The sequence below is a fragment of the Aliirhizobium wenxiniae genome, from assembly GCF_019511445.1.
Classification (GTDB): domain Bacteria; phylum Pseudomonadota; class Alphaproteobacteria; order Rhizobiales; family Rhizobiaceae; genus Neorhizobium; species Neorhizobium wenxiniae_A.
Genome location: NZ_JAEUAN010000013.1, coordinates 133733 through 158706, shown reverse-complemented (window position 1 = coordinate 158706; position 24974 = coordinate 133733). Strand labels below are relative to the sequence as shown.

Below are 24974 nucleotides of genomic sequence, written 5' to 3'. Positions count from 1 at the left end.
AGCAGAGCTGAGGAGGCAGGTGATACTGCCTGGGGATATGAATCTATCCTCCGCTACTACCGGCGGATTGAAGATTCGCAGGGTGCGCCGGACCCGGTTCGTCGCGGTATAGGCGGACCAGCCTACGTTGCGCAGCCTCAGTCTCCACAGCCCGTGGCGGAGGCTCTTTTGAGCGCTGCGTCAGCTATCGGTGTTCCGGTTTTCGATTCAACGAACGGCGAGATGATGGAGGGGCCCGGGGGCGCTTCGATCGCTGAACTGCGGATCCGTGATGGCAAGCGGGTGAGAGGGGTGGACGCTGTCATAGACGGCTGGCAGCGTTTCTTCCTGGCGCATTGCGAAACGGTACTCTCACTTGGGGCGATCAATACGCCGAAGGTTCTCATGCAGTCCGGAGACGAGCTGCGATCGCATGGCATTCCGGTCGTGCAACATCTGCCGGGTGTCGGCCGAAATCACCAGAACCATCTCGCCTTCGGCTGCACCTGGGCCTATGGAAAGCCTGACGCCATGGGCGGTAGCGGTTGCGAGGCGAATATTTACTGGAAGAGTGATGCACGTCTATCTCAGCCGGACATTCTGCAGTGCCAGTTGGAGTTCGCAGTTCCATCTCCGCCTGAGACCGGTCTCGAAACGCCTGAGCACGGCTGGACCATGTTTAATGGTCTTGCCCAGCCGAAAAGCCGCGGTCGGTTACGTCTCTCTGGTCCTGATATAAACAACCCTATCCTGATCGAGCCGAACTCCCTCAGTGAGCCGGAAGACATGGCCGCTGCTCTGGCCGCCGTCGAGTTGTGCCGTGAGCTTGGAAGAAGCGATGGGTCTTCCCAGTTGGTGACAGGCGAAACAGCTCCAGGTGTGCGCGACAGATCAGGTATGATCGATTTCATTCGACGCTCGGCCATTTCTGGCATCAAACCTCGACGGCCAAGATGGGACGAGACAACACGTCGGTAGTCGACAATGAACTCAAGGTCTACGGCATCGAGAGCCTGCGCATTGCGGACGCCTTGATCATGCCGCGGATCACCACCGGCAACACGATGGCACCCTGCGTTGTCATCGGCGAGCGGGCGGCTGATCTGATTGGAAATTCTCACGGACTGGGCGCTCAGCGCGAACCTGCCTCTTCCGTTGGCTGATCTGTATGGTCGGGGCTTAGCGCGTTGCATAGCATGGCGCTGAGCTTCCGAGCTGGATCATTTTGAAATCCCATGTCGACAACGGCGTTCGGCACTGAGTTTCATATCCATGATAAAGGACATTATCTCGGATATTCAGTGTGATACTCTCTTGAAGAATTGTAGGTAGCGAGTTCGATTCCGCTCAAGAGCAAACTTTGAAGATTGACTTAGATTACAGTCGCGCGGAGAGGATTGATAATGTCGATTCCTTGAAAATCTCGCTCATTATCTGTGATAACGATGCAGTTGTTGGATTGCGCAATAGCAGCCACGATTGTGTCCAAGGCACTCCGAGGACGGCCCGTCGCCTTTCCGTGTGCCATTAGCTCGCCCCAGATCAGAGCTGCTTTTTCGTCGAATGGAAGCACGCGGCCAGCAAAAAGAGATTGCGGCCCTTCATTGCCGGCAAACCAGGCTTCGAGGGCGGCTCGCTTCTTTCCCGCCGGCTTCTCCAGTATTCCTCGGTGAATCTCGGCGACGGTAAGCGAAGCGATGAATAGAGCTTCGTCGGCTTGCTCAGCCATCCATGCCATCAGTGACGTCGAAGGCTCTGGTTTGGTGATGTTGCTAAGAATGTTGGTGTCAAGCAAATAGCGCATCACAGATCTATCTCGCGACCTTCGTCGCGTGAACGGACTGTGTCAAGATCGGCTCCAACCATCGGTGATCGACGTAGAGCCGCTAGAATACCACCTTTTTTAGGTGGCTCTCCGGCAAGCGTTTCGCTGACAACGGCTCGCAGGTTGGCTGCTTCTGGGCCGTCTTCTGCCAATCTGCGAGCGAGTGATCTAATTAAACCACGATCAGTGTCACGCCCGAGTACCTCAAAACGAGCAAGGCCGCGGTCGCCCAAGCGGCTTCTGTAATTCTGAATTGCGCGTGTCTGAGAACTGGCCATCAGATCCTCCGGATGTTTCCAGTAATATAGCCAGTTATGGTGGTTTCTGCAAGTTGTCTGGGAATGGATAGTTGAGCTCGGCTGACGAGGCACGTTAATCAGAATCGTGGGGCATCGGTTCGAATCCTCTCACGACCAAAGGCATAATATATTGCTGGTCATCATGTCCGGGACGGCATTCGTGGCATCAGCCTCAAGAGATCCCGCGAGTAGTCCGTCTGCGGACTTTCGAAGAAATGCTCGGCCTGCGATGTCTCGACGATCTGTCCATCGCGCATGACGATAATTCGGTCGCACATCTGGCGCACCACCGGGAGGTCGTGGCTGATGAACAGAACGGTGAGATCGAGCGCATCGCGCAGATCCTTGAGCAGATTGAGGATTTGCGCCTGAATGGAAACGTCCAGCGCCGATGTCGGCTCGTCGCAGATGAGAAAACGCGGCCGTGTTGCCAATGCTCTGGCGATGGCAATACGCTGCCTTTGGCCGCCTGAAAATTCATGCGGGAATTTTTTCGCAGCCGCGGCTCCGAGCCCGACAATTTCCAGCAATTCGTGAACGAGCTTAGCGATTTCGGCGCCAGAGGCGTTGGCGTGGTGGCGGATCGGTTCGGCGATGATCCGCTCCACGCTCATGCGCGGATTGAGCGACGAATAGGGATCCTGAAAAATCATCTGGATCTGGCTGCGCAGCAGCTTCTGTTCACGCGCAGTCAATGTACCAAGGCGATGTTCGCCAAAGCGGATCTCACCACTCGATGGCTTGTAAATCTGGGTCAGCAGTTTGGCGATACTGGACTTTCCGCTGCCGGATTCGCCGACCAGACCCAGCACCTCGCCACGCCGGATCTGGAAACTGACATCCTTGACGGCATTGAAATAACGCCGGTAGCTGGGCAACAACGCATGGCGCGTCGTAAACCGCAGACCGAGATTGCGGACGGTGACGAGCGGTTCGTCGGTGATGGCCGGCATCTGATTAGTGTTGTCGAACCACCAGCCGCCGAGTTTCGGTTCGGCCGGGCGATCCGCTTCAAGGAAGGAAACGCCCGGAAAACGGTCCAGCCGCCGATCACCGCGTGGCACGGCGGAAATCAGGCTTTTTGTATAGGCTTGCTTTGGAGCGTGGATGATCTGCGCCGTCTCGCCGGTTTCGACCACTTCGCCCTTGTACATCATCACCACGCGGTCAGTCGTTTCGGCAATCACGCCCATGTCGTGGGTGACGAGAATGACGCCGACATTGCGCGTAGCGACGAGCGATTTGATGAGGTCGAGGATTTGAGCCTGGACTGAAACGTCGAGTGCTGTGGTCGGCTCATCCGCGATGATGAGGTCCGGGTCGGAACACAAAACGAGTGCGATGACGACACGCTGGCGCATGCCGCCGGAAAACTGGTGCGGATAATGATCGATCCGCTCTTCCGGCGAAGCGATGCCGACCGAGGCCAGAAGCTCGATCGCATTTTTGCGTGCTTCATCGGCGCTCAGCCGTTTATGCGTGCGGATCGTCTCGATCAACTGCTCGCCCACCGTAAAAAGCGGGTTGAGGCTCGTCATCGGATCCTGAAAGATCATCGATATGCGTTTTCCCCGAAGGCCGCGCATGGCGCGATCATCTGCTGGGTTCAGCCTCTCGCCGTCGAAGATGATCTCACCACCGGATACACGGCCCGGGTGGTCGAGAAGGCCCATGATGGCATTGCCGATGGTGGATTTCCCGGCTCCGGACTCGCCGACAATGCCGAGAATCTCTCCGCGCGCGACTGTCAGGCTGGCGTTCTTGACTGCGGTAAACGTTCCGAGTGGGCCCGGATACTCGACGGTCAGGTTCGAAATCGAAAGAAATGACATGAGTTTTCCGGATCAACGCAGTTTGGGATCGAGTTCTTGCCGGAGCCAGTCACCGACTAGATTGACGGACAGAACCATGAGCGCGAGCGTCATGCCCGGAAAGATGATCAGCCACCGTTCACCTGAAAACAGAAAACCGTTGCCAATGCGGATCAGCGTGCCAAGCGATGGTTCCGAGGCCGGAATGCCGACGCCGAGAAAGCTCAACGTTGCTTCGCCGAGAATGGCGACGCCGAGATTTATTGTCGCAATAACGAGGATCGGGCCAAGTACGTTGGGCAGGATATGCCGCACCAGAATGAGCGGTGAGGGGATGCCGATCACCTGCGCCGCTAGCACGTAATCGCGTTGGCGCTGCACCATGGTGGAGGCGCGTACGGTTCTGGCCACCTGCGGCCAGATCGACAGGCTGAGCGCGAAGATGATGACGAAGATTGCAAGCCGGTCGTGCTGTTCTGCCGGCAGTATTCCGCGACTGACGCCATCGATCAGCAGCGCCACCATGATAGACGGAAACGTCATCTGGATATCGACAATACGCATGATGACGGCATCGAGCAGGCCACCGAAATAACCGGCGATGAGGCCCAGAAACAGTCCGATCAGGACGGCGATCGAGACCGAGACACCGCCGACGATCAGCGAGGTGCGGGTGCCGTAGAGGATGGCCGAAAACAGGTCGCGGCCCTGATCGTCGGTGCCGAGCAGATAGCCAGCATCGCCTCCTTCCTGCCAGGACGGCGGCAGGAGCGAGTTGAGCAGGTCGAGTGCTGCCGGATCGAACGGATCCTGTGGAGCCAGAAATGGTGCGAGGAAGGCCGCAAGGATCATGGCCGCGCCAAGAAAGGTGGCGAGCATGGTGATCGGGGAGGCGAGAAAGCGATAAAGAAGCGGGTGTGCTGCGATACGGATGCGCAGCTTTCTGAGCGGTGTTGTGAACATGATGCGCCGCCTCACTTCGCGCCGACGCGCAAGCGCGGATCGACCATGTAATAGAGCATATCGACGATCAGGTTCACCACAACGAAGATGACCGCGACAAGAAGCAGGTAGGTGGAGACTACCGGGATATCGACAGCGGATATCGCCTGTAGGAACAGAAGCCCGATACCCGGCCACTGGAACACGCTTTCGGTGATAATGCCGAAAGCGATGATCGAGCCGAACTGCAGGCCGGCAATCGTCATGACGGGTACCAGCGTGTTTTTGAGCGCATGGCGGAAATGGATGCGGCGGGCGGGCAGGCCGCGGGCTCGGGCAAAACGGATGAAATCGGCCCGCATCACTTCCAGCATTTCGGCCCGCACGAGTCGCATGATGAATGTCAGCTGGAAGAGCCCGAGGGTGACGGCGGGAAGAATGATCGACAGCCAGCCGGATTTTGTCAGAAACCCGGTCGTCCAGAAACCGAGATCGACGGTTTCACCCCGTCCAAAAGTCGGCAGGATGGCAAGTTCGACACCGAAATAGACCATCAGCAACAGGCCGACAAAAAAGGTCGGCATGGAAATGCCTGCCAGTGACAGGATCATGATGACACGGGTTATGATGCTGTTGGGCTTCAGACCGGCAAAGACGCCGAGTGGAATGCCGATCAGCAGCGCCAGCGAAAAGGCGACAAAGCTGAGTTCGAGCGTTGCCGGCAGCCGTTCGGCGATCAACCGCATCACCGGCTGGCCCATCTGATAGGAAAGCCCGAATTCCCCCTGTACGACACGCGCCGCAAAATGCCCGAACTGGACGATCAGCGGATCATCGAGGCCAAGGCTCTGGCGGATGAGCGCTCTGTCTGCAAGCGTGGTTTCCTCGCTGACGAGCTGAGCCACCGGATCGCCCATGAAACGAAACATCATGAAGGAGCCGAAGGCGACGACTGCAAGCACGATAGCGGACTGGAAAAGACGTCGTAACAGATAAAACAGCATCAACACTGCCTGAAATTATAACGAAATGCATATCGCAAAGCCCGGTCAGACTTTGCGATATGCGGTCTATAGCAGAAGAGCGGATTGCCCCAAGAAGAACTTATTTGCCAAGCGTCACGTGGCGCCAGTCGAAAACGTTGTCGGCGCGGCGCTCCACCTTGGCGCTCTTGGCAATTCCCCATGCAGCCCAAGTCTGATGCAGCGGAATATAGGCGACATCATTGGTAGTGATGGTCCAAGCCTGCGTAATCAGCTCATTGCGTTTGGCGGTATCGGTTTCTTTCAGGATGGCATCGGCCAGCTTGTCGATTTCAGGATTGCAATACCCGCCGAAATTCGACTTTCCGGCGACGATCTTGCTGAGGTCATCTTTGTTCCAGAGCGGGCGATCGGCAGCAGTGCGTGGGCACATGTGCAGCGAGTTCAGGGCAATATGGCTGTCGAGGCTGGCGGGCGTGGTGCCGAGGATGGCGAGGCCGAAATCCATGCTCGGAGCCGTTACCGATTCCAGATATTTTGCTCGCGGCTGAATGTTCGGTTTGGCGGTCACGCCGACCTTCGCGAGCATCGAGGAGATCGCCAGGCAGGTCGCTTCGTCGTTGACATACATGTCGTTCGAGCACTGATAGGTCATGGAAAAACCGTCGGGATATCCGGCTTCCGCCAGCAATGCCTTTGCCTTTGCCGGATCGTATTCATAGCGTTTGATCGTATCGGTAAAGCCGTTGACGCCCGGTGCTACCATCAGAGCCGATGGCGTTGCCTGACCGCGCATGATCCGGTCGCGGATGGCATTGATGTCGATGGCGCGGTAGATGGCCTCGCGCACGCGCCGATCCTTCAGCGGGTTGACGCCTTCAAGGCCTGAGCCCGGCAGCATGTCTTTCCACTGGTTCATGGAGAGATACATGGTACGCACTTCCGGGCCGGCGATAACGCCGACATTCGGTGCGGCCTCAAGGCGCTTGATGTCCTGTACAGGAATAGGGAAAACCACGTCGAGCTGGGCGGAAAGCAGGCCGGCCACACGCGTCGCCGGGTTAGGAACCGGCGTATAGGTGACCTTGTCGACATTGCCCTTCTTGTCGGCATTGCCCCACCATTGCGGGAATGCTTCGAGCGTCGTGCGAATGCCCGGCTCGCGCTTGTCGACCTTGTATGGGCCTGTGCCGTTTTCATGAAGGGTCGCAAAGTTCTCGGTGTCGCCACCCTTGGTTGGCGGAGCAACCTTGTTTGCTTCGGCCCAGGACTTGGACATGATGTACCAGTTCGCCCAGGTGAAATTCAAAATCGGATTGGGTTCCTTGGTGACGAAATCGACAGTGAAATCATCGACCTTGACGACTTCGATACCGGCCGGAAGACGGTTCTTGAAATCGGATGCACCGGAGCGGACACGTTCGGCCGAGAAGATGACGTCGTCTGCGGTAAACGGGCTGCCATCATGGAAGGTCACGCCCTTTCTGAGATGGAAACGCCATTGCGTGGGAGACACATTTTCCCAACGTTCCGCCAAGGCAGGCTCTATGGTGAGGTCCGGTGCGCGGCGCACCAGTCCCTCATAGACATTTCCGAGGAAACCGGAGGTAAAGACTTCTTCGACTGCGTAAGGATCGAGCGATACGAGATCGCCCTGCGATGCGAAACGCAGCTCATTTGCCGCAGCCGGTCCAAAAGCCGACAAGAAAGTTGCCGAGGCTAACGATAGCGCCAGGGTCCAGCGGGGCATATGCGATCCTTCCAGAAAAAACCAATGAATATGCGCTGACGTCTACAACCGGCACAGGGCAGCGCAACGATAGAATTTGCTTTATCGTTACCGCAGTGAGAATATCTTACCACTGAAGCACAACGTCCGACGGGGCTAATCCGTTTTCGACAACAAAACCGGCTAGCGATGCATTCGACACGATGCTCTTCCAGCAGAATGTTTTCGTTATTCCTGCGGATAGCTCAGGCCGATTTGCTGCCTGAATTGATCGAGAACCGCCATGATGGCGACGCTCTGTTCGGACGCCATCAGGCATCGATCGCTGCGCTGAACGGATCAAAAGCTACAATATAGTGGCGCATTGTTTTTGCGTTGGACTCAGGGATGCTGCTGTACGCTCAAGCCGCCATCGACCGTCAGGCACGCTGCGTTGAGGAACGTGCATTCATCGGAGATCATGAATACGGCCGCCATAGCGATTTCCTCCGGTGCTGCGATCCGGCCGCCGGGATGCAATTTCATAGTCTCCGCTTTAGCCGCCGCGGGATCGGGAAACGAGTTCCAGTAATCGAGGACTTTCTGTGTCGCAACGTAGCCGGGCGCCAGAGCGTTCACGCGAATGCCTTCACCGGCATATTCCAGCCCCAGTGATTTCGTCATGCCAAGCAGGGCATGTTTTGCAAGTGGGTAGGGAAATGTGTGACGTATGATGGTGAAAGCATGGGTAGACGCGATGTTCAGGATTACGCCGTTTTTGGCAGCAACCATGGCCGGCAGCACGGTTCGGCAGCAGTTCCATGCACCTTTCAGATTTATGTCAAAGCAGCGGTCCCAATCTTCATCCGTCGAGGCTAGAGCTTCGGCGAATACATTGACGCCAGCATTGTTGATGAGCGCGTTGATCTCTCCGATCTCATGGCGCGCCTCGTTGACGGCTGCGGTAATCGCATCGCGGTCGGTAATATCGGCAGTACGATGAAGAAGAGACGCGCCGTGGTTGCGAAGCCGCGTTGCGATGTCTTGCAGCAAATCGTTGTCGCGGTCGATCAGCAACAGGGCTGCACCTTCGCGCGCGCAGGCTTCGGCAATGGCAAGGCCGATGCCCTGGGCTGCGCCGGTGATCATGATGCGCTTGCCCTGCAATCGTTCAACCATTGTCCTGTCTCCGGAATTGAATTGTCATTTGGGAATGAAGTGTTTCTGCGTGGCCCAAAAGGGTCATTCCACCAAACTCTTGCATTTGGTGTGCATTCGGAAGGTGGGTCATTGGCTCAAGGCAGAAAAAATCGTCCCGCTCCGTGGGAGCGTATATCATCAAGACGTCATGCGCCGGTGATGCGTCAATGGCGGCAGTAATCTCTAGCTCAGGCCATGCAATCAGCGCCGTTCCATCCCAGCCACCAAAGGCATTGTTGATGAAACGTCTTGGAAGACCGGAGCCTTGCTGGAAATCGAGGTCGTCAGGCGCTGGGAGTTTCGGGCCGGGAAGATGTCCCGTCCGCTCCGACCAATATTCCCTGACGGATGCGGTAATGCGCATGGCAGGCGTTCGAACAAAAAACGGGTGCTGGCCATGCCCGAAAGGCATTGTTTCTTCGGCATCATTGGTGACCGAAAGCTCGAACGTGACAGCATTGCCATCCACGGATATGCGCTGCCATGCGCTGTAATCATATGGGCTGAGTTCATCGGGGTGGTGCTGCAGAGCAAGCTCGATACTTGTGCCTTCAAAGGCGACCAGAGACCAGTCGCACAGCCAGCCATCTCCATGCAGATAAAACGGATCGGCGCTATTGGGCCGAAACGCGTAGGTTCTGTTGTTGAGCTGAAACCTGTTGAATTCGATCCGGTTGCCGAACGGAACCAGCGGAAAGTTTGCCATATCGCCCAAAGGGCCGCCTGCCGGGATCATTACTGAGTTGCCGGCGAAGTCGAGGCCGCGCAAGGATCCGCCGCGGCGCGACACCAGGACGGCGAGATCGCCGTCCTTCAGGCAATATGTGTCGTGCAGGTTCATCGGCGCCCGGCTGCCGAAGACCTGAGATTGTCGAGCAGCACTGCAAGCAGAAGGATCAGACCGCGCACGACATACTGGTAAAATGCCTGAATATTGAGGAGATTCATGACATTTTCGGCGATACCCATAATAAGGACGCCAACGATGACACCGCTCATTGCGGCGCGGCCACCGGCAAGTGAAACACCACCAAGAACGCAGGCGGAAATCACCGACAGTTCAAGCCCGGTTGCCGCATTCGGCTGGCCTGAGGTGATGCGCGAGGCGAGCAGTATTCCCGCGACGGCGCAAACCAGACCCTGCAACATGAAAATCCAGACGCGCATGTTGACGACGTTCACGCCAGCCAGACGGGAGGCTTCCGGATTGCCGCCGATGGCGAGCGTGTTCTTGCCGAAGACGGTGCGGTTCAGAAGAAAGCCAAAGATAATAAATGCAACCAACATGACCCAGATCGGCGTTGGAACGCCAAGGAACCTCGATAGCGCCAGCTGATAGAAGCCGGGATCATTGATGCCCACCGCGCGGCCATCCGACGAGATCAGCGCAAGGCCGCGTACGATCTGCATGGTGGCGAGCGTGGTGATCAACGCATTGATGCGGAAACGCGCGATAACGAGCCCATTGACGAGGCCAACGGCGCTGCCGCAAGCCAATGCGGCGAGAATGCCCAGTGGTATGGAGCCCGTGGCATTCGATGCCATGACAGCGACCATGCCCGAAAAGGCGACAGTGGAGCCGACGGAAAGGTCGAAGTCGCGCGAGGCAAGGCAGAACATCATCGTGCAGGCCACGATGCCGATCGTGACGACCGATTGCAAAAGGCCCAGCATGTTGCGCTCGGTCAGAAAGTTCGGAACCGTGAGCGATACGATGAAGAAAGCGACGGCGAAAAGAACGACGAGGCCCTGTTCACCAAGGAGAAGTTTTTTCAAAGACGTCATTGTTGCTGGACCTGTTCGCTTGGAAGTTCGCTGACGGAAGTGATGTCGGGCAGGGCGGCCGCCAAAATGCGGCGTTCATCAAACTCGTCCCGCTCAAAATCGGCGACGATGCGGCCTTGGCACATCACCATGATGTGGTCGGTTATGCCCATCACTTCAGGCAGTTCGCTGGAAAGGACAACGATCGCCATGCCCTGAGCCGCCAGGTCATAGAGAATTTCGTAGATTTCCGACTTGGCGCCAACATCGATACCGCGGGTAGGCTCATCGATGATCAGGACTTTTACGCCCTGTTCGGACAGCCACCGGCCGAGGATTACCTTTTGCTGATTGCCACCGGAAAGGTTGATGATGTCCTGCTTTCGCGATGGTGTGCGCACTCTCAACTTGGCAATGAAGGTTTCGGCGAGCTCGGCTTCCTTCTTGGGCTGTGTGATGCCGAAAGGCGAAAAATGCCTGCGTGAGGAAAGCGTCATATTTTCCTCAATGGATCGTCCCTGCACGATCCCATCGAACTTGCGGTCCTCGGGGCAGAGCACGATCCCGGAACGGATCGAATGCGACGGGCTATCCGCACGGACGGCAGTTCCATCAACGAGAACAGAGCCTTGGGCTCGATTGTCCGCACCGTAAACCAGGCGCATCAGTTCACTGCGACCGGCACCGACCAGACCGAAAAAACCGAGAATTTGTCCTTGGCGAACGGAAAAACTGGCAGGATGACCAAGTTTTGCGCCGGATATGCGCTCGACTTTAAGGCGTTCGGGTCCGAACTCGCGGCCACGCCATCCCCAGATGTTGGAGATTTCCCGTCCAACCATCTCGGAGATGATCTGGTCGCGCGTGATGTCCGTCATTTGAGGGTGGTGCGCGGCGAGCTTGCCATCACGCAGCACCGTCATGCTGTCGCAAAGGCGAAAAATTTCATCGAGGCGATGCGAAACATAAAGAATGACGACGCCCTGCGCGCGCAGCCGGTCGATCAGCGCAAACAGAATTTCGCTTTCGCGTGAAGAGAGCGAGGACGTCGGCTCATCCAGCGCAATAACGCGGGCATCCGCCATAATTGCCTTGGCGATCTCCACCATCTGTCGTGCGCCCAGCGAGAGCGTCGCCACTTTGGCCGCCGGATCAACGTCAATACCGATTTCCACGAGTTTCTGGCGAACGACATCGAGCAGCTTTCGCCGGTCGATCACGCCGGCCTTGCCGGGAAAACGGCCGAGCCAGAGATTTTCGGCGACCGACAATTCGGGTACGAGCTGAAGCTCCTGATGGATAACGATAACCCCGGCATCGAAAGCGTCCCGAACAGAGCGGTAATGCTGTACGGTTCCGCCGATTACGATCTCGCCCGTGTCTGCGGACTGGTCACCGGATAGCAACCGGATCAACGTGGATTTGCCCGCACCGTTTTCGCCCATCAGGCCGTGCACGGCGCCTTTGCGGACACCGAATGAAATATCGGCCAGCGCCTGAACGCCAGGATAGCCCTTCGATATCGTTTTGAATTCGAGAAAGTCTTGCATGAATATGCTCCGGCAGAAGGTCCGGCGACCTTGAAGGTCGCCGGTTTCGTAGCTTCGGATGGAGAAGATTACTCGATGCCGAGTTCCTTGCGGACAGTCTGGTAGTCGTCACGCTTGGCCAGCTGGCCCGTGGTCAGGATCAGCTTTTCCGGTTCCTTGCCGTTGGCGACCCACTCGTACATGTTGAGTGCGGTTTCGTAACCGTGGCGCTTCGGAGAGATGATGACCGTGCCGAAGAAACCAGTGGCGGAAGGCTTCTTGAACTCGTTGATGGCCGATTCAGCGCCGCCGATACCAACGCCTATTACGCTGTCTGCTGCAATGCCGACGCTTTCGGTCGCGCGGACAGCGCCCAGAACGGCTTCGTCGTTAAGGCCAACGGCAACCCAATGCTTTACGCCCGCGTTCTTGTTGAGAACGATGGTAGCCGCATTGAGCGCTGCTTCCGTATCTGTCTTGGCCTGCGGCGCGTCGAAGATCTTGGCATCAGCAAAACCGGCGGCTTTCAAGACGGAAACTGCACCGCCGACACGATCAACTGCGGTTGGCAACTGGTCGTAAGAAACGCGGATGACACCTACATCGGCAATGTTCCAGCCCCGCTTTTTCACTTCGTCCACGAGAGCTTGGCCGACGGCCTCGCCGATTTTTGTGGCGGAAATGCCCATGTGAGGCACGTCTTCAATCGGGCTACCGTCAGCGTTCACAAGGCGGTCGTCAACCGTCATGAGTTTCAGATCATTTGCCATAGCCTTGGCGACAATGCCGGGGCCGAGCTTTACGTCCGGGGTGCAGATGATGAAGCCCTGAGCGCCCTGCGCACCAAGGTTGTCGATTGCCGACTGAACCTTCTCGCCGTCTTCAGCGCCAATCTTAACAAGCATGAAGCCTTTTTCCTTGGCAGCGACTTCTGCGAACTTCCACTCGTCCTGGAACCACGGCTCTTCTGCCTGCTTGACGACAAAGCCAATCTTTATGTCGGCGGCGAATGAGGACGTGGCGGCGATCATGGCGACCGTGCCAGCCAGGATGGCTGTTTTGAAAATGCCCATTGTCTCTCTCCCTAATGGTCTGCTGACGCAGTGGCTTAAGGATTAGTGTCTTTCATCATATTGGTCAATTGCATTTGTATGATGAATAAAATATCAGTGTATGACTTTGATGCGCATGGGAAGCATTGCTATCCTTGAATGCAAGTGCAGCCATTCAGGGCTGACGTGATCGGAATGGAGTGCAGACGTTGAATGAGCGACAAGGACGCAAAGCTGCTGTTGCAGTAGAGGCGGGATTAAAGCGTCCGCGCGTTCAGAAAAATGTGACGCGATCGATAGCGAGCGACATTTTTACCGATGTGTTCCCGAGCGGATCACTGCTACCGACAGAAAATGAACTCTGTATTCGTTATGGCGTCAGCCGCACCGTGATCCGGGAGTCTTTGAAGATTCTGGAATCGAAGGGGCTCGTCCGGGGTCGTTCGCGTGTCGGCACATCGGTATGCGAAAAAGAGGATTGGAATATTCTCGATCAGCAGATGCTCGAATGGATAGGTCCGCGCATCGTTGAAATGGATCTGCTGCAATGCGTGCTGGATGCGCGCCGCGCAATCGAGCCCTTCGCGGCGGAACTTGCGGCCCAGCGCGCCAGCGTCCAGGAGATTGCCGCGATAGAGGCCGCTTGGCAGGCCATGCGTGATGCCGAAGGTGATGTCGAAGAATTCACAAAGGCCGATGTTGCATTCCACACCGGCATTTTGAAAGCCAGCCACAATCAGGTCTTTATGCAGCTTTCAAGCATCATCAGTGCGGCACTGGAATTTGCCCTGCATGCTTCCAACGAGGCGGTAGATGCGCGCGGCGAGGCACTGGATGTGCATCACGCCCTGATAGAGGCTCTGCGTATGCGCGACGCCAAGGCGGCTCGGGAGTGTTCGCAGCGCATGCTCGATATCGCAGCCCGCGATCTGGCAATTGCGATGCAAAAATATCCCACTCAAACGCTTTGAAACCCGGCGTTTTTCGCCGTTCTGACCTCATTACAGAGTGAAACGCATGAAAATCACCAAACTGACCACCTATATCGTTCCGCCGCGTTGGTTGTTCCTGAAGATCGAGACCGACGAGGGCATTGTCGGCTGGGGCGAGCCGGTCGTGGAAGGTCGCGCGCTGACGGTTCAGGCCGCCGTTCACGAGCTGGAAGATTACCTGATCGGCAAGGATCCTTTCCTGATCGAGGATCATTGGCAGGTCATGTATCGCGGTGGTTTTTATCGCGGCGGAGCCATTCATATGTCCGCCATTTCCGGCATCGATCAGGCGCTTTGGGACATCAAGGGCAAGGCGCTGGGCCAGCCGATCCATTCACTGCTCGGCGGCCAGGTGCGCGACAAGATCAAAATTTATTCCTGGATCGGCGGCGACCGTCCCTCCGACGTCGCCAACAATGCCAAGGATGTGGTCGCGCGTGGTTTCAAGGCGATCAAGCTCAACGGCTGCGAAGAAATGCAGATCGTCGATACCTGGGACAAGGTCGAGAAGGCTGTCGAAACGATAGCCATCATCCGCGAGGCCATCGGTCCGCATATCGGCATAGGCGTCGATTTCCATGGCCGTGTCCACAGGCCGATGGCAAAAGTTCTGGCCAAGGAATTGCAGCCCTATAATCTTCTCTTCATTGAAGAGCCGGTCCTTTCAGAAAATCGAGAAGCTCTGAAGGAAATCGCCAACCATTGCTCGACGCCGATTGCACTCGGCGAACGCCTGTTCTCGCGCTGGGATTTCAAGCAGGTCCTGTCCGACGGTTATGTCGACATCATTCAGCCCGACCTCAGCCACGCCGGCGGCATCACCGAATGCCGCAAGATCGCAGCCATGGCGGAAGCCTATGACGTCGCGGTCGCGCCGCATTGCCCGCTCGGGCCGATTGCGTTGGCGGCCTGCCTTCAGGTCGATGCCGTCAGCTATAACGCCTTCATTCAGGAACAGAGCCTCGGCATCCATTACAACAAGGGCAATGACATCCTCGATTACATCTCCAACAAGGAGGTGTTCCATTATGCCGACGGTTTCGTCTCGATCCCGCAGGGGCCGGGCCTGGGCGTCGAGGTGGACGAGCAATATGTCATCGGGCGCGCCAAAGAAGGCCATCGCTGGCGTAACCCGATCTGGCGCCACGAAGACGGTAGTGTTGCCGAGTGGTAAAGATGCCGAGTCTGCTCTAGGTGTTCAGAGCTCTTTGATCCCCACAAAACCTCCGAAATTCCGGAGTGGACTTGGGGATCAGCAACAAGATCAAAGTGTTTATGTTTACGGTAGTTTATGCTCGTTTAGTGCATAATTGTGCCGCTGCATAAGTACTTGATAATGTTCGTCGAGCAAAAATAATAATGCTTAAATTTGTACCGAATAAAAGCGACCTGAAAGAAGCGATTAGACAAAACCAGATATTGCCGGCATTCCAGCCTCTTGTTGATCTGAAGACCTGCTACTGAGAACTTCCTCCAGAATGGATTAGAGTTCGGCCCATTGAGGACGGACTTATGAAGAAGCAGAGATTTACGGAAGAGCAGATTATTGGGGTGCTGAAGGAGCAGGAGGCGGGCGTTAAGGCCGTTGATCTTTGCCGCAAACATGGGATTTCCGAGGCGACCTTTTATAACTGGAAAGCCAAATACGGCGGCATGGAGGTGTCTGAGGCCAAGCGACTGAAGGCATTGGAGGACGAGAACGCCAAGCTGAAGAAACTGCTCGCCGAACAGATGCTGGATACAGCCGCACTTCGCGAGCTTCTTTCAAAAAAATGGTAGGGCCTGCCGCCAAGCGTGAAGCCGTCACGCACCTGAAGACCACCATGGGCCTTTCGGAACGGCGGGCCTGTCAGATCATGTCCGCGGACCGAAAGACGATCCGCTATCGATCCTCTCGACCGCCGGAGGTCGAGTTGCGAGCGAAGCTACGCGAACTGGCCAATGAGCGCCGCCGGTTTGGCTATCGTCGATTGTTCATCTTACTTCGGCGCGATGGGGAGCCGTCCGGTGTCAATCGCATCCACCGGCTCTATCGCGAGGAAGGTCTTTCCGTGCGCAAGCGCAAAGCCAGACGTCGTGCTGTTGGCACGCGTGCGCCGATCCTCGTGGAAGCAAAGGCCAATGCCCGCTGGTCTTTGGATTTCGTCCACGATCAATTCGCCTGCGGCAGGCGCTTCCGCATCCTCAATGTGGTCGACGACGTCACACGCGAATGCCTGGCAGCGATCCCGGACACTTCGATATGAGGTCGCCGTGTCGCGCGAGAACTGACGGCACTTATCGAGCGGCGTGGCAAACCCGGCATGATTGTCTCAGACAACGGGACCGAACTGACCTCGAATGCCATCCTTGCCTGGTCGAAGGATCACAAGGTCGAGTGGCATTACATCGCGCCGGGGAGGCCAATGCAAAACGGCTATGTCGAGAGTTTCAACGGCAGAATGCGCGACGAACTGCTCAACGAGAGCCTGTTCTTTGGGCTCGATCATACTCGCAATGCCATTGCGGAATGGGCCGACGACTATAGGAATTTCCGGCCGCACTCATCGCTCGGATACCAAACCCCGGCAGACTATGCCGGGATCATAGCCGCAACCGGCTACAACGCTACGCAATGTGGAAGCTTCGCGTTTCCGCCGGTTCCTTCCACCCCGCCATTTGGCGTAGCAAAAACAGCCCAAGCTCTAATCGCAGCCGGATGAAACTTCAGTAGCAGGTCAGTCGCGGTTCAGCATGAACACACACTCCAGAAAAAATTAAGTGATGCGCAAATGACGGTCCGGCTGGAGATGGTGCCGCGCGGCACCATCTCGAATATCTGGGTTAGGACTGGATATAAACGGCGTGGGTCACGGTGAATTCGTAAAGGCCGTGCTTGCCGTCGGCCCCGCCGATCCCGGATTTGCGGCGCCCGGCATGAAAGCCCTGCATGGCCTCGAAGTTTTCGCGGTTGATATAGGTTTCGCCGAACTTTAGTTCGCGCGAGGCCCGCATCGCGGCATTGAGGTTCGACGTATAGATGGATGATGTCAGGCCGTAGTCGGAATCGTTTGCGAGCGCGATGGCTTCATCGAGGCTGTCGACGGCCTGGATCGGCAAGACGGGACCAAAAGTTTCCCGCTTCATGATGTCCATTTCGGCTGTTGCACCGGTAATGATCGTCGGCTCGTAGTGTAAGCCCTGCCCCTTGTCGGCGATCTTGCCGCCCAATAGAACCGTCGCGCCCTGGCTGCGGGCGGTTTCCACGGCATGAGCAACCTTGTCGAGACCGGCTTTGTTGACCAGCGGACCCATATGCAGATCCGCTTCGACGGAAGGGTCGCCATAACGCGTCGCTTCGAAATGGACTTTCAGCTTGGCAACGAGCGCATCATGCACGGAACGTTCGACATAGACGCGTTCAGCGCAATTGCAGACCTGTCCGGTATTGATCACTCGCGAATCGAAGATCGCCTTGGCGGCCAGATCGAGATCGGCATCAGCCAGGACGATTGCCGGGGCCTTTCCACCGAGTTCGAGATTGACCTTGGTCAGGTTCTTGCCGGCCAGCTGCATGATGTGGGAACCGGTGGCAACGCTGCCGGTAAAGGTAATGAGGTCGATGCCCGGATGGCTTGCGAGCGCTTCGCCGGAAACGCGACCGTGGCCGCCGACCAGATTGAAGACACCGGCAGGAAGATCGGTCTCAGCCAGAAGTTCTGCGAACACATAGGCATTGATCGGCGTCTCTTCGCTCGGCTTGATGACGATCGTGTTTCCGGTCACCAGTGCCGGCGCCATTTTGCGCGCGATCAGGAAGAACGGGAAGTTCCAGGGCAGGATGCCAGCTACAACGCCGACAGGCTTGCGCAACAGCAGCATGGTTTCATTCGGGCGGTCGCTGGTCAGAACTTCGCCCTCGATCCGGCGTGCCCACTCGGCCATGTAGTCGATATAGTCGGCGGTGAAGTCTACCTCTACCTGCGCCAGACCGCGAACCTTGCCCTGTTCGCGGATGATGATGTCGGCGAGTTCGAGCCTGTGCTCACGGATCTTCGCGGAAATCTTGCGCAGATAGTTGGCGCGCTCGATCGCCGGCAGCTTCTCCCATGCCGGTTGGGCGCGACGTGCGGCAGCGACGGCCGCGTCAACGACACTTGCATCGCTATCGGGAATGCGGCCGAGCAATGTACCGGTCGCCGGGTTGGACACGTCGATCCATTCCGTTCCACCATCGACGAAGGCACCGTCGACATAGTTCCGGTAATTGGTGGGCGCGCTGGAAAAGGCGTCCGCACGGGGACGCAGATTGATCATGTTCATGATGTTTCCTCCTCAAGAAACTCAATGCTCCGGTCTCCGCCGGGCATCGAAAATTGCCGCGCCAATTGACGATTGTCATCCAATCGGCGGCATTCCCATGGAAGAACTGGCTCATTCATGAGCCGGTTGTTTGGATTTTACATTTTACGGTGCAGACGGTGCTGCTGCATTTTCCGTTTCATCGTCGCAAGACTGATATCGAGCGTGCGGGCTGCCGCAGTCACATTGCCCCGATGTCGCGTCAGGGCGCGTCGCAAGACACCGCGCTCGGCTCCGGTAAGATCATCCGGATCGGTTTCGAAAAGATCCGTGACACAGCAGCCGTCCTTGATCAGGATATCGTTCACGCCGAGCGTCGCCCGGGCCGTTCTGGAGGCGCCAAGCAGGATCTCGTCATGGTCGACGGCGATCAGCGCCGCCCCGCGGCGCCCTCCGATGGACAAAATCCGCGAACCCTCGAATGCGTGGTGAAAATACTCGGTTTCGATTTCCTGTGCGGCATCGCATATGGCAGCGAAGAGCAGTTCCACCCAGCCGGGCTCCTGGTTGCCACCATAGATGGTTGCGTTCAACGCACCTCGCAAAACGCCCATATGATCGAATATCGGCGCAACGAGGCAGGTAATCCGCGCCTCGCGCGGAAAGAAGTGCTGGTCATGGCGGATGACGATGGGACGTTTTTCGACAAGGCAGGTCCCGATGCCATTGGTTCCTTCGCTTCGCTCGCTCCAATCGACGCCAGGCCAAAGCCCGAGGCGTCTGAGGTCACCCGCATCGGCGTCACTCGCCCATGATTGCAGCGGCACGCCATCCGCATCGGCCCATAGAAGGCACACACCTGCGCCGGCCAACAGCCGCAAGCGATCGACGACGGGGCGCCCGACATATAGGAGCTTAGCAGAAGCCTCTCGTGCCATATCAAGTTCGGCATGGTTGAGGACACGAGCAGACGCGGCATTTGCCGGATCAAGGCCGTAGAGAGAAATGCAGCGCCCCCAAGATGCCGCAAGAACCGAACGTGACGCCTCACCACTGGCGACAGCGTCACGAATGCGTTCGATATGCACCTCTCGGCTTGTCATCAGTCGCACTCCGATCAGCCATGTCTCGACCTTGAAGACATGGCATTTGTCATGGATTGACAGAATACGGCATCACCTGCGGGGTACAACAGATATCCGCTGCGGCCCCAGATGAGCTTTAGTAGCATTCCTCGACGGCCCAGTTTACCGGCACATCGGAAATGCTGGCGGAAGCTGGAAGCGACAGGACCGTTCGTATGATCGTGGCGATATCCTGCGGACGGGTCAGTTCGGCCTCCGATGCACTGGTGAGGCCTTGCGCCATGTCGGTTGCAACGTAGCTCGGGCAGATCGCCGTGGACCGCACGCCGCTCTCCTTGCCGCATTGTCGCAGCGCTTGGGAAAGTGCGGTCAGCGCAAATTTCGACATGCCGTAAAGCCCGGCGCCGGCGGAGCGAACCCGTTTTCCCGAGAGCGATGACATGACCACGATACGACCGGGGAGCTTTTCGAGATGCGGCCATGCCAACTGGCTCAGCCGCATCGGCGACTTTACGTTGACCCCGAACATGAGATCGAAATCGGCGTCCGAAGCTTCGAGAACCGTCTTCTTCATCATGATGCCGGCATTCAGCACCAGCGCATCCACTCCACCGAAATGCTCCACGGTCTGCGAGACCCAGTCACGCTCCGACTGCGGATCAAGCGCGTCGTATCTGCAGTTGAGAACCGGCTCTCCCGAAAATTTCGAGGCGGACGGATCCCGCATGCCGAGGCTGACGCTCCAGCCGGCCTCCAGCATGGCTTGCGCCGTCGCAGCACCAATCCCGCGCGACGCGCCGCTGATCATCACGACAGGTTTTCCAACATCGGCCATTTTCTCGATCCCGATTGTTATGCCGTTTTGGCGAGCGCAGGCCGCAGCCGTGAAATATGGAAGGGTTTCGGATCGACGAGCGGCGTCGTGCCCATGACGATATCCGCCATCAATTGTCCGGCACCCGGGCCGATGCCGAAACCGTGGCCGGAGAAGCCCGAAGCGATGTGGAAGCCCGGTACCGAGGCGATCTCGCTGATGACCGGCACGGCATCCGGCGTCACATCCATCATGCCAGCCCATTCATTGACGATCTTCGCCTTGGCGAAGGCCGGATAGGCGCGTGCAAGCTTGGCGAGCGCCTTCTGATTGAAGGAGCGAGCCGGAACCGGATCGAGCGTTCGGATAGCTTCGAAGGGCGTGCGCTGATCGAGCGACCAGCTTTTTGGCATCGACATTTCTTCCAAAAATGTCTTGCCGACCCGAAGCTTGAGTTCGCGCCAGGTCTGAACGAAGGACGGCATGTATTCAGCAAAGAGGCGGAAACTGTCCGGCACGATATTAGCGATATTGGCGTTGCGCAGGGCGACCGTATAGTCGCCATCAAGCCGCTTGCGATAGGCGAAGTCCGATGCAGCGACCGGCATGTCCGAAATGCCATCGATCCCGGTGACGCGGGCAACGGTGCCCATGACTTTGAGCTGGGGGAAATCGAGGCCCATATTGCCGGCAAACAGCCGTGACCATGCGCCACCCGCCAGAACGACGGAAGAGCAGGCGATACGGCCGCGCTCGGTCATGACGGCGGAAATTTTGCCGGCGCTTTTTTCAACGCCGCGGGCGGCGCATTGGGTAAGAATGCGGGCACCGGTGCGCCGGGCTGCATTGGCCATGGCAACGGCTGCGATCGTCGGTTCGGCACGACCATCGGAAGGCGTGTGGAGACCGCCAATCAAACCACCGGCGGAGCCCGGCAGAAGGTCGGTGACCTGCCCGCCGGTCAGCATCTGCGAATCCAGACCGTAAGCCTTGCCCTTCTCGTACCAGCCGCCCCAGATATCCATGTCGCGTTTGTTGTAGCAGAGATAGGTGATACCGGTCCTGCGCCAGCCGGTTTCGTCACCGATCCGCTCGTTCATCTGCGACCAGAGCCGCAAGCTTGCCATGGTGAGCGGCAATTCGGCAGCGTCACGCCCCATCTGCCGCGTCCAGCCCCAGTTACGGGCCGACTGTTCGCCGGCAATCACGCCCTTTTCCACGAGAGCGACAGAAACGCCACGCTCGGCCAACGTCAGGGCCGTCGCGACGCCAATGATACCGCCGCCGATAATAACGACATCGGCCTGGGCAGGAAATTCTTCATCGCCCTGAAACGGGGCAAGCGGAATGGAAAGAGACATGGAACGGCTTTCGAAAATGGCGATAGGCATCAGGCCTCTGCCGCGAACGGAAGATATGGCCCGATGCCCTGATCGGTTTAGAGATCGATCTTGATATATTTGGCTTCTGTCTTGCCGACGCCACGATAGGCCGTGACCTCGATTTCGACGCGGTAATCACCGGCCAGCGGCGTGGCGGTGATCGTCGATGCGGGATCGATACCGCGGAATTTTTCGCCCAGAACGGCCAGAACAGATTCTTTGTCCTCGGCGCGCGGAATGGCGACGCGCGAACGAACGACATCGGCAAGCGTCGCGCCGACCGAGGCCAGAGCGCCTTCGATGTTCTTGAAGCACTGCAGTGTCTGCTCGCGAATGTCGGACGACAGGACGCGGCTCTTGTAGTCGATCCCGGCGGTGTTGGAGACGAAGATCATGTCTCCGACCATGGTCACGCGCGAATAGCTGGCCTTCTCTTCATAAGGGCTACCGGACTTGACTTTGGTAACTTCGAGGTCGCTCATGCTATCTCCCTGATATGTGCATGTGAAATCGTGGCTTGGGCTGCAGACGCCTAAAGGCGCCTGCGATCTCTGAAATCCGAAATCAGGCGTTCTGTCCGTTCCGCATCTGCAAAGGCGGAGATGTCGGCGAAGAGAAACTCCGCATCTTCCCGGCTCATCAGATCGCAGGCCACTGCCGCAGCGCTGATGGAAATTCCGTGCTTTGCGGCATGTTTGGCAACCGCGGATGCGGACGGATAACCGTAGATTAACGCAAGCGCCGTCGACAGCGCCAGTGAACCGGACGCATCGGCGAGGCCGACATCGGCTTTGACCTCGATCCCGGCAATGCACTTGCTGACAAACAGCGGGATTGCCCTGCGCATCAGCCGGATGGACTCGCTCACCGCTTCGAGGATGATGGATTCCCAGACATTGAGATCCAGTTCGCCCTCGGCTGCGCGCGTAACGGTCGCGTCATTGCCGATCACCCGGAAGGCCACCTGCATCATCATTTCCGGCATGACCGGATTGACCTTGCCCGGCATGATCGATGACCCGGGCTGCACCGCCGGCAGGCTTATCTCGCCAAGCCCGGCCCTTGGGCCAGAGGACATCAGGCGCAGATCGGCAGACAGCTTGGAAAGCGTCACGGCGATGGCCTTCAGAGTGGCCGAAACCTTGAGCCAATGATCCGCATTCTGCAGCGCGTCGAAAAGGTTTTCCTCCACATGGAAGGCCTTGCTCGACAGAAAGGACAGTTCTTCGAAGACGAATTGCCGGTATTGCGCGGAAGCTCCGAAGGATGTGCCGATCGCGGTTGCTCCGAGTGGCAACCCGAGACACGAGATTTCCAGCGCGTCGATTTCGACGATCTGGCGCTCGAAGGCCGCACGATAACCGGAAAACTGCTGGCCGAAGGTGATCGGCAAGGCATCCTGCAGGCAGGTGCGTCCGAGCTTGACGACATCGGCCAGCTTAACTTCCTGATCCTGCAATGCGTCAACGAGCGTCGAAAGGCTAGCCTTCAGTCCGGCCAACTCTCCGCCAACCGCAATCTTCATTGCTGACGGAATGACGTCGTTCGTCGACTGCCCCATGTTCACATGGGTATTGGGATGAACCGGAGCGGCACTCTTGTTGCCGGGAAGGATTTCGCTGGCGCGGTTTGCCAGAACCTCGTTGACATTCATGTTCGCGGCAGTGCCGCCACCACCGTGATAGATGTCGACCGGATAATCCTGAGGCCGAATGCCGGCGAGTTGCTCCACTGCCGCCGCCTCTATCGCCTTGGAGATCCCAGCATCGAGTTCGCCGGACCGCCGGTTCGCACGCGCGGAGGCCTGCTTGATCAGGATGATGGCGGCAATGAAGCCTTCAATATCCGCAATGGAGCGGCCGGAGATCGAGAAATTCTCGACCGCCCGGACCGTCTGGATGCCATAGGCCGTTTCATCGGGAAGCCATCGGGTACCGAGCGCATCCTCCTCCAGCCGCATGCCTTCGGGCGCCTTTTCCACGCTTAGCGCCCCGGACGGTCAAGGAAGTCGCGCAGGCGATACCAGCCAGTGAAGACCGGCAGGAACCAGGGCTTTCCGGAATAGAAGGGAACCGGCGTGAATTTTTCCCGGTCGAAGGCGGACGGCATGTTCTGTTCGCCGAGGATTTTTCTCGCCGTTTGGTAGCCGAGATAGGTCATCAGCGCGACGCCGTTGCCATTGCAGCCGACGGCGAAATTGGCGCCGTCGCGCTCGCCGATATGCGCAAGCTTGTCGACGGTCATGGCAACACTGCCCACCCAGGAATGGGTGATCTTGACGCCGGCCAGCTGCGGCCAGATCGCCAGCATGCGGGCATAGATGTGCTTGGCCGCCTGCCGTTCCGACATTTCGAAAACGCCGGGTCGCGAGCCGAACAGGAGACGCGTGCCATCCGGAGAAACACGGCTGTAGATCAGGTCGCGGCGCGTATCGGACACCATGCGCGACTGAGGAATGAGCTCCGTCAGAAGGTCTGCCGGCAAAGGTTCGGTGGCGATCTGATAGCTCTTCACCGGCACCAGCCGACGCGCCAGTTCAGGGGAGGCGTCGGCTTCCGTATAACCGTTGGTGGCAATGATGACATTGGTCGCCCGGATCGTTCCGCGTGCCGTCGGCACGATCTTCTCACGGTTTGGACCGTCCTTGACGATGCCGGCGCGTGCATGAGAGCGCAGCATGACGCCCGCCGCCTTGGCCCGCTCGCGCAGCGCCCTGTGATACATGCCCGGGTGCAGGCCGCCATATTCATCGATGACCATGCCGCCATGATAATAGTCGGAGCCGATCACTTCGCGTTGATTGCTGCGATCGAAATAATGTACGTTGACGCCGGTCTTTTCAGACAACAACGCGCCGTGGCGTTTCAGCGTCTCGAAATCCTTTGCGGTATTGGCGCCGAAAAAGCGGCCCTTGAGTTCGAGGCCGGCGTCAAGCTTTTCTGTCTCGACCAGCGTCTTCATATATTCGAAGCTCTCGTTGCTTTCGCCGATCAGCCGCGAAATCATGGCCGGATCGATACCCTTGATGGCACCGCCGACAACCAGCTTTTGACCGCTCGATACCATGCCGCCCGAACGCGTCGAACAGCCGGAACCGATCCGGTCGCTATCGAGAACGACAACGGAGCGACCAGCGCGCGCCAGATGTGTCGCCGCGTTCATTCCGGCATAACCGGAGCCGATAACCGCGACATCCACCTTCTCGGGCAGCGGATCGAGGTTGGTTTCCGGTTCGGCCGCTTCCCACCAATAGGGCGCTTCCTTGAAATCCTCTGAATAAATGTCGTCAAAACGGGGCATGGTCAATCGAGCGGCAAGGCTCGCCTTT

20 protein-coding genes and 2 pseudogenes are annotated in these 24974 nt (G+C 57.7%); 4 read left to right on the top strand and 18 right to left on the bottom strand.

From position 1 onward, the window contains the following. Positions 1-6 precede the first annotated feature (6 nt). A pseudogene (locus JNB91_RS17200) lies at positions 7-1142 on the top strand (GMC family oxidoreductase); the annotation flags it as partial. A gap of 209 nt (positions 1143-1351) precedes the next feature. On the opposite strand, the gene JNB91_RS17195 reads toward JNB91_RS17200, so the two are convergent. From JNB91_RS17195 to JNB91_RS17150, 11 genes are all read right to left on the bottom strand, one after another. Continuing rightward, positions 1352-1783: a type II toxin-antitoxin system VapC family toxin gene (locus tag JNB91_RS17195; protein WP_220326733.1), complete on the bottom strand. Its 432-nt coding sequence runs from the start codon at positions 1781-1783 to the stop codon at positions 1352-1354. Further along, positions 1783-2082, bottom strand: a complete 300-nt coding sequence (locus tag JNB91_RS30775) for a hypothetical protein (RefSeq protein WP_223218229.1) — start codon at positions 2080-2082, stop codon at positions 1783-1785. Before JNB91_RS30775 ends, JNB91_RS17195 begins: the two co-directional genes overlap by 1 nt. A gap of 161 nt (positions 2083-2243) precedes the next feature. Further along, positions 2244-3935 (bottom strand): ABC transporter ATP-binding protein, encoded by a 1692-nt coding sequence (locus JNB91_RS17190; RefSeq protein WP_220326732.1) that lies wholly within the window; start codon positions 3933-3935, stop codon positions 2244-2246. Between the two features lie 12 nt (positions 3936-3947). Then, positions 3948-4877, bottom strand: a complete 930-nt coding sequence (locus tag JNB91_RS17185) for an ABC transporter permease (protein WP_220326731.1) — start codon at positions 4875-4877, stop codon at positions 3948-3950. An 11-nt stretch (positions 4878-4888) separates the two neighbouring features. Continuing rightward, positions 4889-5860, bottom strand: a complete 972-nt coding sequence (locus tag JNB91_RS17180) for an ABC transporter permease (protein ID WP_220326730.1) — start codon at positions 5858-5860, stop codon at positions 4889-4891. A gap of 100 nt (positions 5861-5960) precedes the next feature. Continuing rightward, positions 5961-7589 carry an ABC transporter substrate-binding protein gene (locus JNB91_RS17175; protein WP_220326729.1) on the bottom strand — a complete coding sequence of 543 codons (1629 nt, stop codon included), beginning with the start codon at positions 7587-7589 and terminating at the stop codon, positions 5961-5963. 360 nt (positions 7590-7949) lie between these two features. Further along, entirely contained in the window at positions 7950-8726 is a 777-nt protein-coding gene (locus tag JNB91_RS17170; protein WP_220326728.1) for an SDR family oxidoreductase, read from the bottom strand. Further along, entirely contained in the window at positions 8719-9588 is an 870-nt protein-coding gene (locus JNB91_RS17165; RefSeq protein WP_220326727.1) for an aldose 1-epimerase, read from the bottom strand. Before JNB91_RS17165 ends, JNB91_RS17170 begins: the two co-directional genes overlap by 8 nt. After that, positions 9585-10532 (bottom strand): L-arabinose ABC transporter permease AraH, encoded by a 948-nt coding sequence (araH, locus tag JNB91_RS17160; protein WP_220326726.1) that lies wholly within the window; start codon positions 10530-10532, stop codon positions 9585-9587. The genes JNB91_RS17165 and araH overlap by 4 nt, the downstream gene beginning before the upstream one ends. Next, positions 10529-12061, bottom strand: a complete 1533-nt coding sequence (gene araG / locus JNB91_RS17155) for an L-arabinose ABC transporter ATP-binding protein AraG (RefSeq protein WP_220326725.1) — start codon at positions 12059-12061, stop codon at positions 10529-10531. The genes araH and araG overlap by 4 nt, the downstream gene beginning before the upstream one ends. 68 nt (positions 12062-12129) lie before the next feature. Beyond that, the gene (locus JNB91_RS17150; protein ID WP_220326724.1) at positions 12130-13113 is read right to left on the bottom strand and encodes an arabinose ABC transporter substrate-binding protein; all 984 of its coding nucleotides are present in this window, start codon (positions 13111-13113) and stop codon (positions 12130-12132) included. Positions 13114-13292: 179 nt separating this feature from the next. Here JNB91_RS17150 and JNB91_RS17145 point away from each other — a divergent pair, with 179 nt between their 5' ends. The 3 genes and pseudogenes from JNB91_RS17145 (at position 13293) to JNB91_RS17135 (ending at position 16786) form a co-directional block, all read left to right on the top strand. Next, on the top strand, positions 13293-14063 hold the full coding sequence (locus JNB91_RS17145; protein ID WP_220326723.1) for a FadR/GntR family transcriptional regulator: 771 nt from the start codon (positions 13293-13295) through the stop codon (positions 14061-14063). Between the two features lie 46 nt (positions 14064-14109). Then, entirely contained in the window at positions 14110-15258 is a 1149-nt protein-coding gene (gene dgoD / locus JNB91_RS17140) for a galactonate dehydratase (protein ID WP_220326722.1), read from the top strand. Positions 15259-15596: 338 nt separating this feature from the next. After that, a pseudogene (locus tag JNB91_RS17135) lies at positions 15597-16786 on the top strand (IS3 family transposase). 121 nt (positions 16787-16907) lie between these two features. Here the strand turns inward: JNB91_RS17135 and aldA are convergent. The 7 genes from aldA to JNB91_RS17100 all read right to left on the bottom strand — a co-directional run bounded on the left by aldA (position 16908) and on the right by JNB91_RS17100 (position 24946). Beyond that, positions 16908-18386, bottom strand: a complete 1479-nt coding sequence (gene aldA / locus JNB91_RS17130) for an aldehyde dehydrogenase (protein ID WP_223218228.1) — start codon at positions 18384-18386, stop codon at positions 16908-16910. A gap of 137 nt (positions 18387-18523) precedes the next feature. Further along, complete coding sequence (locus tag JNB91_RS17125; protein ID WP_220326721.1) at positions 18524-19468, bottom strand: GAF domain-containing protein; 945 nt, start codon at positions 19466-19468, stop codon at positions 18524-18526. Between the two features lie 118 nt (positions 19469-19586). Beyond that, on the bottom strand, positions 19587-20285 hold the full coding sequence (locus tag JNB91_RS17120; protein WP_220326720.1) for an SDR family NAD(P)-dependent oxidoreductase: 699 nt from the start codon (positions 20283-20285) through the stop codon (positions 19587-19589). A gap of 17 nt (positions 20286-20302) precedes the next feature. Then, entirely contained in the window at positions 20303-21625 is a 1323-nt protein-coding gene (locus JNB91_RS17115) for an NAD(P)/FAD-dependent oxidoreductase (RefSeq protein ID WP_220326719.1), read from the bottom strand. Between the two features lie 77 nt (positions 21626-21702). Next, the gene (locus JNB91_RS17110; protein WP_220326718.1) at positions 21703-22128 is read right to left on the bottom strand and encodes a RidA family protein; all 426 of its coding nucleotides are present in this window, start codon (positions 22126-22128) and stop codon (positions 21703-21705) included. 50 nt (positions 22129-22178) lie between these two features. Then, on the bottom strand, positions 22179-23627 hold the full coding sequence (locus JNB91_RS17105; protein ID WP_346269356.1) for an aspartate ammonia-lyase: 1449 nt from the start codon (positions 23625-23627) through the stop codon (positions 22179-22181). A gap of 2 nt (positions 23628-23629) precedes the next feature. Then, positions 23630-24946, bottom strand: a complete 1317-nt coding sequence (locus JNB91_RS17100; protein WP_220326717.1) for an NAD(P)/FAD-dependent oxidoreductase — start codon at positions 24944-24946, stop codon at positions 23630-23632. Between the last annotated feature and the right edge of the window lie 28 nt (positions 24947-24974).